Below are 11,071 nucleotides of genomic sequence, written 5' to 3'. Positions count from 1 at the left end.
TTTTCTCGTGCCTTTCTGTTGCTCTTGCCTTGCTGCCGATTAGTCCAAACTAAAGGTAACAAGGTCACGCGATTTTTTTCTTGCCTGAGTCGTTTCACGGTCAGTTCGCCATCAATCGATGCAACCACGATCGAATCATCCACAGGTTCGATGATTCGATCTACCAACAACAGGTCGTTGTCAAAAATCCCCACACCGATCATGGAGTCACCAGCCACTCGCAGAATGAAAGTTTCATCAGGATGTGCGATCAGGTCATTTAGATCGAGAATGTCCTCGATGTAGTCATCTGCGGGGGAGGGAGAACCCGCAGAAATGCGACAAGTATAGAGAGGCAGTCGCATTTTGCTCGAATAATCTGGTTTATAGATAGCTACAACCTGCATATTTAGCTATTTTTTTGAAACTTGTACAGATATCTATAAAACCACAAGGCTGAGCCTCTGGCAATTGTTTTAAAATAAATCGGGAATTTCTGGGCTACTACCAATGTATGCAGCGTAATGCTCGAACAGCACAGCTACATCGTGCCCTGTTAGTTGTGCTACGAGCAACGGGTTCATGCCTGACATCAAGCAGTGAGAGGTAAAAGTTGCACGGCAGTTGTAAGGCTTACGGTAGGGTACATCTACTTTATCCAGTATTTCCTTCCATGCTCGTCCGCGAAAATTATGCTCGTTTATTGGATGACCTTCAAGGGTGAGAAATACAAAACTATCTGGGCTTGGATCGTTAGGGCGAATACTTCGTAACAATTCCGCAGTTTCCTGACTTACGCGAAACTGTCTGCTCTTATTATTTTTAGGAGGCTTGCGCTGCCGATCTGTCCATGTCTCGAATACCTCGACAACGGTACAGTCATCAGAGATTCTGCCCCAAGTCAGTCCTTGGGCTTCGCCAATTCTTACACCTGTTCCCAGCAAAAATTTCACGTATGGGTAGTAATGACTGTAGTAGCGATCGCGCTTAAACCCTCCAAGAATCAGTGCTACTTCCTCTTTTGTGAAAGGTTTGGGAGCTTCCTGCGGTGGAGTACGAAGTTTGGGTAGGCTTTCCCAGATGGCGGCATCTAACTCGTGCCATTGCCAGCAAGCTTTGAGTAATTGAATTTTGCGCCGCACAGTTTCAGCATTGCCATCAGCAATTAAGAATTGTTGAAACTCCTCAGCACTTGATGCATTGAGTTCAGTTACGATGCGATCTCTAAAAAATTCCTTAAGTTGCCTTGTAATCGTGTGGTAGCGTCTTAGAGTACGAGGGTCGATTTCTTTAGCTTTATGGGCAACAAAGCGATCGAACAAGTCGGCAATCGTCGGGCTGTCAGTTTTGGGCTTTTCTGGTTCTAGCTCAGTTTGTCCAGTGGGCTTGTATTTCACAAGCGTACCGTCAAAATTTCCACTCAGAACGTCCAGATAAATCTGGTTAGCTCTAGCTTCGGCAATTTTTCGGTTAGTTTTGTTATCGGGAAGTCCAAGGGCGTATGCATAGCGCTTGCCAGCTACGCGCCATCGCAACCGTAACCAGCCCTTATCAGATTCGATCGCAACCGTCCCTTTCTGTCTACCCATTTGCTACCCAAACTTGGCTATAACTTACCCAAGTTTACCCAAAAAATACCTAGACAAAGGGCTTGCAGGACTAGAGTTTGTGTGGATATACCAATATAAGTCTCCTTTCCAAGGAGAATGTCGAGAGTTCGAATCTCTTCACCCGCTTACTAGGTAGGATATTCCTGTAAAAGCCTATTTATCATGTTCGTAGCTGCGTTTCTGTGACCATTCATCAGCCCTATTAGCTCTGCTCAATCTGGACTATCTAAGGGTTTAATGCTACTACTCTTTTCTGTGTGTAAGTTACGTCCCTAAACAGATTTACAATCCTAGTCACTTCATTAGGATTTTTAGCGGCATAGTAACCAAGAACAAACACACTTGTCATTGTTACCAGAAAGCAGATCGCAAATAATATTGATGCCATCTCATCTCCTGTCTCTCTCAAAGTCACCTATAACTTTCTCGATAATCCAGTCACCGTCTCTATCTGGGTACTTTTACCTTAAATGGCGTGTAAACCTAATCGCTAGCTGTCTATCCCCTTTAAACAAAACATTAACCAAATATCTCTCCTTAGTTGATACTTTCCTCCTAGCGCTCTCTCGGTTAGCTGAAAAGAAATTGTCGTGGTCAGACTTATTACCTAGACTGCAATTAATCACAATCTATAGCGATCCTTAATTGTTTATGAACCTAGAACGGGCTTCCAGCCTGTTCAGGCAAGATGCCTGCGCTACAAATTAATGACAACTCGTTTAGGATCGCTATAGTGGTATTTAAACGGCTCAAACAGTAAATAGAGTGCAGGGGAAAAAGTAACAGATAGGAGGCTCGAAAATTGGCTCTGAGCAATCTAAAACTCAAAAATGAGTATCGTAGTGACAACTGCGATCTTATTCAAGATTTCTATATTCCTTGTCTGGAGAATTCCTTTCTCTACTGTCGAGCAGTGGGATTTTTTTCTAGTACCTCCATGGCAACAGTGGCAAAAGGTTTAACAGCATTGCTTCACTCTGGGGGCAAAATGCGCTTAGTGTCATCTCCCTGTTTATCTCAAGAAGATGCGGCAGCGATCGCTCAAGGACTAAGTCAGCGAGAAGAGATCGTTACCCAGAGTCTGTTAAGAGAGTTAGAACAGGAGTTTGAAGAAGTTGTCAAAGATCGCCTCGCTTGCCTTGCTTGGCTATTGAGCAAAGGTTTGCTAGAAATCAAGCTTGCTATCTGTAAGGACATCCGCAGTCATAGAGGCATTTATCATGAGAAGCTAGGACTTTTCTCCGATCGTGAGGGAAATCTTGTGGCATTTACTGGATCGGCAAATGAGAGTTCGAGTGCTTTAATGGATAACTTTGAGTGTATTGATGTATTCTGCTCGTGGGAGAAGGGTGTCAGGGAACGCGCACTGAGCAAGCAAGAGAACTTTCTACGGTTATGGGAAAATCGCACACCTTCCCTAGATATTCTTGACTTTCCTGAAGCAGCCAAGCGATCGCTTCTGCGTTTGCGTCCTAACAATCCACCGATTGAGTCAATTCCGAGGAAAAATTCCGTTGTGGGAGAAGCAGAACAATGCTACATCCCCATCGTCAGCAATCCCGAACGAGGGATACCAATACTACCAGACACCTTAAGTTTGCGGGATTATCAGAAACAAGCGATCGCAAACTGGTTTGAGAATCATGGGCGCGGCACGCTCAAGATGGCAACAGGTAGCGGGAAGACCATTACAGCATTGGCGATCGCGACTGAACTACATCAAAAAATTGGTTTGCAGGTTCTATTGATCGTCTGTCCTTACAGGCATTTAGTGATCCAATGGGAAAGAGAATGTCAAAAATTTGGGCTAGAGCCAATCCTTGCATTTGAAAAAGTGCATAACTGGCAAGCCCGATTGTCCACGCAACTTTACAACGTGCGATCGGGGCATCAGAAATTCCTGACAATGATCGCGACAAATACCACGTTAATTGGACAGGGATTGCAGTCGCAGCTTCGCTACTTACCCGATAAAACCTTAATTGTGGGAGATGAAGCGCATAACTTAGGCTCAAAAAGGCTAGCAGAAAGTTTGCCGCGCAATGTGGGCTTGAGATTAGCGCTATCTGCTACACCAGAGCGTTATTTTGACGAGCTAGGAACAGAAGCTCTGTTTGATTATTTTGGTGCAGTGATTCAGCCCGAGTTTACCCTTGCGGACGCAATTAGAGCAGGGGCATTGGTACATTACCTTTACTATCCGATCTTGGTAGAACTAACGGAATCTGAGACTGAGAAATATGCTGAGTTGACGAAGAAAATTGGCAAGGCGATCGCATTGGAGGGTGACAGCGAAATCATCGCGGCTTTACTGATGCAACGGGCAAGGCTATTAGGGTCTGCTGCTAATAAGTTGACCGCATTAAGGGAACTGATGCAACAACGCCTTGAGACAACGCATACGCTGATCTATTGTGGTGATGGCTCAGTTGAGGATGAGGTTACAGAGACCAGTACCAGCCAATTAAATGCGGTGGCGCAATTATTAGGCTCAGACTTGGGATATCGAGTCAATACTTATACAGCAGAGACATCTTTAGAAGAGCGGGAGAATTTAAGGCTTTTGTTTGAAACTGGAGATTTACAGGGACTTGTAGCGATTCGTTGTTTAGATGAGGGTGTGGATATTCCCGCGATTCAAACTGCAATTATGTTGGCAAGTAGTACAAATCCTCGCCAATTTATTCAGCGACGCGGACGAATTTTGCGTGCACATCCCAATAAAACCCGTGCGACTTTGTTTGACACGATCGTTTTACCACCCGATCTAGGTAGGGACAGTATGGATGTCGAACGTAATTTACTGAGAAAAGAGTTACAGCGCTTTGTGGAGTTTGCTAATTTAGCAGACAACTGTGGAGAGGCTAGACTAAAGCTAGTAGACTTGCAAAAACGCTATGGATTGCTAGATTTGTAAGCATAGCGATCGCAGTCGCTAGTGTAAACGAATATATATAAAGTAGAATCGATGACCAAAGTTCCCAACCTGAGCAATATACATGAGCCGATTGATCGGGCTTCACCCGCAGTTCAACAAATTATTCGCAACGTCTTGACGATCGAGAAAGATCGTCTCGACAAAAACGAGCTAGGTCGGATCAATGAAGATATTCTCAAAATTGTCAAGGAAGCTGTGCAATGAAGCTGATCTCCATCAAGCTGTTTAACTTTCGCTGTTTTTATCAACAAACGCCTGAGATTGTGTTGGCAAGATCTGACGATCGCAACATCACAGTCATGCACGGCAACAATGGCACAGGCAAAACTTCACTGTTGAATGGCTTTACATGGGTGCTATACGAAAAATTCACGGCGGCTTTTGGTGACCCCGAGCAATTAGTCAATCGTCAAGCGATCGCCGAATCCCAACCGAATCAAGCTGTTGAATGTTGGGCGGAAGTCTTATTTGAGCATGATAGCAAGCGCTATAGAGTCAAGCGACAGTGCCGCGCCTATAAACGCAACATTAGCGAAGAGAGAATCATTGACTACAGCAAAAGTGAATTACTGCTATTGGTTTCAGGGGATGACGGACGCTGGACTCCTCACAAGCAAATGCCTGAGGCAGTAATTAATGGCATCTTGCCCAAGAGCTTGCATCAATACTTTTTCTTTGATGGAGAGCGCATCGAACAAATTGTGCGATCGGATAATCGCAATGAGATTGCGGAAGCGACGAAAAAGCTTTTGGGCGTGCAGGTTTTAGACAATGCGATCAAGCATCTTAAAGAAGCCAAAAAATCCCTAGAAGAAGAACTCAAAAGTGTGGGTGATGCTCAAACCAAGACCTTAATTTCTCAAAAGCAGCAAATAGATCGAGACATCACCGCACTAGAGGCGCGACTGGAGGAAATCGATCGCGAAGTCGAGTGCCAAGCTCAGCTAAGGCGAGACTGTAGCCAACGCTTGGCAGAGTTGGGCGGTGTAGAAGAAATTCAAAAGCGGCGAGAAGCGCTCGAAGCGCAAGAACGCGACAATCGGGATAATCTCCGTCGAGTAAAAAACGAACTCAAGCAGGCGATTTCCACTCAAGGCTATAGTGTGTTTCTGCCGAATGCGATCGCTGATTTTCGAGAACTGGTGGGGGGGTTACACGAACGTGGCGAACTCCCTGCGGATATTAAGCAAACCTTTGTACTCGACCTGCTAGAACGGCAACGCTGTATTTGTGGTGCAGAACTCCATGAAGGCTCACCCAATTACGAACAGGTGAAAACCTGGTTAGACAAGGCTGGCTTGGCAGATGTGGAAACTGCCACTTTAAAGCTTGAGGGCTTTGTCGATGAGGTTGAAAAACAAGCAACAGATTTTTGGCAAGGCATTGACACCAAGCAAGCAAATATCAATCATCTCAAAAGCAACATTTCTCGCCTTGAGCTAGAGTTGGAAGCTATTCGCGATCAGTTACGCCATAGCCCGATTGAGGATATTCGCCAGATGCAAACACGCATCGATCAGGTCGATCGCAAGGTTGAAGACTTAAATCTAGAAAAAGGCGCAAAGCAGCAAAAAATTACTGACTATCGGTTGCAAATCGAAAATTTGAGCAAGCAAATTAAAAACAGCAAACAAAATGAAGGTAAGCAAAAGCTAGCTCAAAAACGCATTAATGCTGCCCAAGAGGCTATAGATTTACTGATTGATTTAAAAGCAAATCGTAACGAACTCTTTCGCAAACAATTGGAAGCTCGCATCGATCAAATCTTTAGCCAGATCTCTTTCAAGGCACTAACGCCAAGGTTGAGCGAAAAGTATGAATTGAGTCTAGTTGAGACTGTTGCTGGTCAAGAAGTTCAGTCGGGTGCTTCCACGGGTGAAAATCAAATCCTCAGTTTGTCTTTTATTGGTAGCATTATTGATTGCGTGAGGGAATGGAGCAAGACAGGGTTGGTGATGGGGCCAGATAGCAGTACGTTCCCAATTGTAATGGACTCGCCATTTGGTAGCCTAGACGAAATCTATCGCAGGCAAGTGGCACGATTAATTCCTAGATTGGCAAATCAGCTTGTGGTGATGGTGACAAAAACCCAGTGGCGCATAGAAGTTGCAGAGGAAATGACTGCGCGGATTGGGAAAGAGTATGTATTTGTCTTCAACTCGAATAAACCCGATCCTCAAACGGATGAAATCGTTTTGTATGGTACGAGCTATCCGTTAGTGCGAGAGAGTGCCTATGAATACGAATATACCGAAGTTGTGGAGGTCAGTCATGGTTAACACACTTGCTCTGATTCTAAAAACTTTTAAGGGATAGAGAGATGACAGGCGATCGCGTAAATTTGTCTGAGACCTATACAGAGTTGTTGGTTGCAGTAAAGCAACGGATTCGGGCTGCTCAATATGAGGCTTTAAGGGCAGTCAATCGGGAACTAGTTATGCTCTATTGGGATATTGGCAAGATGATTGTGACTCGCCAGCAAGGAGAAACTTGGGGCAAGTCAGTTGTAGAACAACTAGCCAAAGACTTACAAGCTGAGTTTCAAGGGGTAAGCGGTTTTTCGGCGCGTAACATATGGCGAATGCGGGATTTTTACTTGACCTATCATCTCAATACAAAACTGTCACCAATGGTGGCAGAAATTGGTTGGTCGCATAATTTGGCGATTATGGAGAGATGCAAAGACGATTTAGAGCGTGAGTTTTATCTTCGGAATATTTTGGAGGTCGTGTAATGGAACGTCAAAGTTTTTATGAAAGTTTTAAAACATTAGGCTGGCAGCAACAGTTGGGGAATATTGCCTCAACGCTTTCTAATATCTCACGTTATGCAATTTCACCTACTTATGATGAGTTAACTAAACTTTCTCTACGTGAGGCAGCTTTGGCAATTGACTGGTGTGCGCCGAATGTTCCTCAAGAGCTTTTGATCGATCTAGCAGCAATGCATAGAGAGTTACTGGCATGGTGGCAAGTTTTCCCTGTGGAACCGCGATCGCTTTTAGTTTTGCATACCCGCCATCAATCCGATCGCATATTGATTATGGCAGGACTAATGATAGGGGTAGATGAGAAGCACGCTCAGCAGGCTAATCACCAATTAAATGGGGTCAATAATGTTACAACTCAAGAATCGATTGTTTGTGCTTAAGACGCTGTTAAATGGTATTTAAGGAGTAAATCACGATGGCTGATGCAAGGGTTAAAATCGCGAAGGATAAGGCTGATTTGGTCAAGTCTTTAAAAGCTGATGGGGTGGATGATACGACGAAGCCGTTTCAGACTTATGCTGAGGTGTTGGTGTTTGCCGCATCGTTGGGTGCAAAACGCGATCGCAGAGAGCCTTTTAGTGAATTCTCAAAAAAAGACCCAGATCCGATTTCGCAAGAAATTTTTAGAAAATATTGCAAAGTAATGGCTTGGTCTTGGTAAATGAGTATTCGTAGAGTTTATATTGCCGAAGATAAAGCAGAATTAGTTCGCTCCTTAAGGGCAGCGGAAAATCCTACTGCGCCCTTCCAAACTTATGCTGATGTCATGACGTTTGCCGCAGTCCTTGGGCTAAAGCGTGGCAAAAAGATACCTCTTGGTAAAACATCAAGAAAGGAACCCGATCCAATTCCACAAGATCAGTTTTTAGCGAGAGGCTATGAACCTGCGATCAATTTAATTGCGATCGCAGATACAAAAGATCCGAAAAGTCTTGCTCTTGACGAAGAATCTAGCAACATTCGCGTTCAAATCTTTGAGGAGTATGCCAATGGAGGACTTGAAGCTTTGCAAAGCGAATTGCAAGGAAGTGTTGACTATACCGATACAATTCTGCTGATGTTGCTAGCTGAAAAGAATAGAGAATCTCTAGAAGATTTTGATTTGAGTAGATTTTTATGAACAAAGATCTACTTTTCTATTCCAAAAAATTTGCCAAGCTGCGAGTAGACCGTGTGCGTGGAATTGCCCCTCATAAGCCCATACTCATCCTATCTGCGATCGCTCTAATCCAACAGGAAGTAATCACTCAAAATCGCATATTTTTATCACCAGAATTAATCGCCACATTTCTCAAGTATTGGAGTCACTTGGGTTCAGAATCTCATCGTTCAGATATTGCCCAGCCATTCTTTCATCTTCAGGGTGATGGATTTTGGCATCTAAAAGCAAAAGTAGAATTTGAACCTGTAATCAACTCAAAAGTCAAAATCAAAACCCTCAGTGGATTGAGAGATGCTGTACAGTATGCCTACTTCGATGATGAACTTTTTGAGTTAATCCAAGATCCATCCTCAAGAAGCAGCTTGATTGATGTGCTCGCAAACACTTGGTTCTCCGATAAAACATCACAAATCGCACAACTTTTTCAAATCAATTCCTTTCAGGAGTTTCAAGATCGCTTAAGAGAACAAGGTGGCATTGTCTATTCTGCTGATGAAATAGAAGACGAATCTAAATTGATTGTTCGAGATGCGGCATTTCGTAAAATAGTAGTTTCTGCTTATGAATTTCGATGCGCGTTTTGTGAGTTACAGATTCTCAATTCTCTAAATCAACACATCGTTGACGGAGCGCATATCAAACCATTCTCTCAATTTCGTGACGATCGCTTTGATAATGGTCTTTCTCTTTGCAAAAATCATCACTGGGCTTTTGACCGTGGCTGGTTTACCGTTGATGATGACTACAAGATTATTGTCTCTGAGGACTTAAGAGAAGAATCACCTCACGCAAGGACTATGAGAGATTTTCATGGTCAGCACATTGCATTACCAGCACAACAGAGCTACTTTCCTAGAATTGACGCTTTGCGTTGGCATCGAGAAAATGTTTTTAATCATGGCGAGCAACTTTTTCTAACTTAGGATTGTGGATTTATTAAGGTGCTGTTCTTTAGAAATAATGGGCATTCTAAAATAATGACTCTACACCATTAGAATTGCAGGTAATTTAGTTCACGATCCTTACTGATTGCCCATATACAGACTTTTGAATTCTTTTGCGGCATTGGGATTAATTTTCTCTAATGCTTCAACAATACGCAGGACTGTCTCAGAGTTAGGATCTCTAACTTCATTAGTCCAACGATAAATATTTGAACGACCAACTCCTAGAGCATTAGCCAGATTTGTTTGACTAATGCTATATCTTTCCAGAACTAGCCCAAGTGCTTTACCTGCTTTACCCATGCCTTTGATCGTGTCAGAGGATGTTTAGCATGTAAAGAAATGTGACCATATGGACTACAAGGGTGCAGAATTTTGTAGTCCATATGGTTCCCCTCTGTTCGCCTGTCGTCCATTTGGTCTACAGAATTACCGTCGTTAAATTTCCTGTAGCTCGGTTTGCTCTTTTAACCTACCTAAAACATGGCAAATAAAACTATGAGAGCTAACGCAAGACTCGACGCTATTTTAAGCAACTCCATAGTCTGTATATGGGCGCTTATATAGCGGTTGCAGACCCAACACAATATCTTGCCTTTCCACACCCATCGCGATTAACTCTTCCGCAGGGTTTTGGTCAGTTAAATTCTGTTGTAGCCAGATTTTGCCGTCCTTAATATCAAAATGCATAACGCATCGATAGACGCGATTTAGCTCTTGCCAGCCAATATTGAGCCACTGATAATGATCTCTTTCCGTATCAAAAATCAGTTGTACCTCAACTTCCTCATTTGATCCATCATCTCTCACATATCGAGACAGCAAGTTCTGAACGTACTCTCGATATTTGCTTGCTTACTTTATCCATTTCACGATCGCCTCATGTACTAGCTATTAAATATGGACGCACAAAAAGACTCAAAACGCCGAGATTGAGATCCCCGACTTTTTCTATAACTGTTACAGACTTTCTTTGAATTCGCAGAAAAAGTCGGGGATCTTAGCTGTTATGAGACTTTTAATGAGTTTATAAACATCGCCTAACTAAGCCACATACCTTTAATCTTGCCATTTGTCGTCCACTTGGACTACAACAGTAATAGGGAAATTCCCAAAGCAAGGCAAATTTACAACCATGACCGATCCCCAACGCACTACACCCCAGTTAATCGAAGATATTCAGGCACTGATAACTGAGATCCAGCAGTTGTACTGTCATGACGAAATTCCTTGGATTATTGGCTATTCGGGCGGCAAAGACTCCACCACCACCCTACAACTCGTTTGGCAAGCCCTCCAGCAATTACCCACCGAACAACGCACCAAACAGGTCTACGTCATCACCACCGATACCCGCGTCGAAAACCCGATCGTTGCTACATGGGTAAAGCGCTCGATCGCGAATATGCAAACCGCTGCGATCGAGCAAGGGTTGCCCATCGAGTCCCACTTACTCTTTCCTGATGTCAAAGACACCTTCTGGGTCAACCTCATTGGTAAAGGCTACCCCGCACCCCGTAACGGCTTTCGCTGGTGTACCGAACGACTCAAAATCAAACCATCTAACCAATTTGTGCAAAACATCGTTCGTGCCAAAGGTGAAGTGATCATCGTACTAGTACAGCAGGGCGGAAATAGGGCTACCCTATAGAAGGTGAGCTAAATGAA

Annotated in this window: 10 protein-coding genes, 1 tRNA gene and 3 pseudogenes; 10 read left to right on the top strand and 4 right to left on the bottom strand. The window is 43.7% G+C overall.

The features are described from left to right. Positions 1-386, bottom strand: a 386-nt coding sequence (locus tag V2H45_RS23080) for a LexA family protein (protein ID WP_330486042.1), incomplete at its 3' end; no start/stop codon positions are given. A gap of 69 nt (positions 387-455) precedes the next feature. After that, positions 456-1,568 (bottom strand): tyrosine-type recombinase/integrase, encoded by a 1,113-nt coding sequence (locus V2H45_RS23075; protein WP_330486041.1) that lies wholly within the window; start codon positions 1,566-1,568, stop codon positions 456-458. 81 nt (positions 1,569-1,649) lie between these two features. Between V2H45_RS23075 and V2H45_RS23070 the strand changes: the two genes are divergently transcribed. The 9 genes and pseudogenes from V2H45_RS23070 (at position 1,650) to V2H45_RS23030 (ending at position 9,382) form a co-directional block, all read left to right on the top strand. Beyond that, a tRNA-Ser gene (locus V2H45_RS23070) sits at positions 1,650-1,715 on the top strand. A gap of 1,390 nt (positions 1,716-3,105) precedes the next feature. After that, complete coding sequence (locus V2H45_RS23065) at positions 3,106-4,506, top strand: DNA phosphorothioation system restriction enzyme (protein WP_408648879.1); 1,401 nt, start codon at positions 3,106-3,108, stop codon at positions 4,504-4,506. A gap of 51 nt (positions 4,507-4,557) precedes the next feature. Further along, positions 4,558-4,731 carry a hypothetical protein gene (locus tag V2H45_RS23060; protein ID WP_330486039.1) on the top strand — a complete coding sequence of 58 codons (174 nt, stop codon included), beginning with the start codon at positions 4,558-4,560 and terminating at the stop codon, positions 4,729-4,731. Beyond that, the gene (locus tag V2H45_RS23055) at positions 4,728-6,806 is read left to right on the top strand and encodes an AAA family ATPase (RefSeq protein WP_330486038.1); all 2,079 of its coding nucleotides are present in this window, start codon (positions 4,728-4,730) and stop codon (positions 6,804-6,806) included. The genes V2H45_RS23060 and V2H45_RS23055 overlap by 4 nt, the downstream gene beginning before the upstream one ends. 41 nt (positions 6,807-6,847) lie before the next feature. Then, positions 6,848-7,240 (top strand): annotated as a pseudogene (locus V2H45_RS23050) (DUF1016 N-terminal domain-containing protein); the annotation flags it as partial. A gap of 20 nt (positions 7,241-7,260) precedes the next feature. Beyond that, on the top strand, positions 7,261-7,677 hold the full coding sequence (locus V2H45_RS23045; RefSeq protein WP_330486036.1) for a hypothetical protein: 417 nt from the start codon (positions 7,261-7,263) through the stop codon (positions 7,675-7,677). 35 nt (positions 7,678-7,712) lie between these two features. Then, positions 7,713-7,958 carry a hypothetical protein gene (locus tag V2H45_RS23040; protein WP_330486035.1) on the top strand — a complete coding sequence of 82 codons (246 nt, stop codon included), beginning with the start codon at positions 7,713-7,715 and terminating at the stop codon, positions 7,956-7,958. Continuing rightward, on the top strand, positions 7,959-8,417 hold the full coding sequence (locus tag V2H45_RS23035) for a DNA phosphorothioation-associated protein 4 (RefSeq protein ID WP_330486034.1): 459 nt from the start codon (positions 7,959-7,961) through the stop codon (positions 8,415-8,417). It abuts the gene before it with no gap. Continuing rightward, positions 8,414-9,382 carry an HNH endonuclease gene (locus V2H45_RS23030; protein ID WP_330486033.1) on the top strand — a complete coding sequence of 323 codons (969 nt, stop codon included), beginning with the start codon at positions 8,414-8,416 and terminating at the stop codon, positions 9,380-9,382. Before V2H45_RS23035 ends, V2H45_RS23030 begins: the two co-directional genes overlap by 4 nt. Positions 9,383-9,481: 99 nt before the next feature. Here V2H45_RS23030 and V2H45_RS23025 read toward each other — a convergent pair whose 3' ends face one another. Together V2H45_RS23025 and V2H45_RS23020 are read right to left on the bottom strand one after the other, a co-directional pair. Next, entirely contained in the window at positions 9,482-9,706 is a 225-nt protein-coding gene (locus tag V2H45_RS23025; protein ID WP_330486032.1) for a helix-turn-helix domain-containing protein, read from the bottom strand. Positions 9,707-9,931: 225 nt separating this feature from the next. Beyond that, positions 9,932-10,255: pseudogene (locus tag V2H45_RS23020) on the bottom strand (element excision factor XisI family protein); the annotation flags it as partial. A gap of 283 nt (positions 10,256-10,538) precedes the next feature. Between V2H45_RS23020 and V2H45_RS23015 the strand changes: the two are divergent. Then, positions 10,539-11,021: pseudogene (locus tag V2H45_RS23015) on the top strand (DNA phosphorothioation system sulfurtransferase DndC); the annotation flags it as partial. Positions 11,022-11,071 lie beyond the last annotated feature (50 nt).

It is taken from the genome of Tumidithrix elongata BACA0141, from assembly GCF_036349135.1.
Lineage (GTDB): Bacteria > Cyanobacteriota > Cyanobacteriia > Pseudanabaenales > Pseudanabaenaceae > Tumidithrix > Tumidithrix elongata.
The sequence above is the reverse complement of the archived record's forward strand: the minus strand, read 5'-3'. Positions and strand labels throughout refer to the sequence as shown.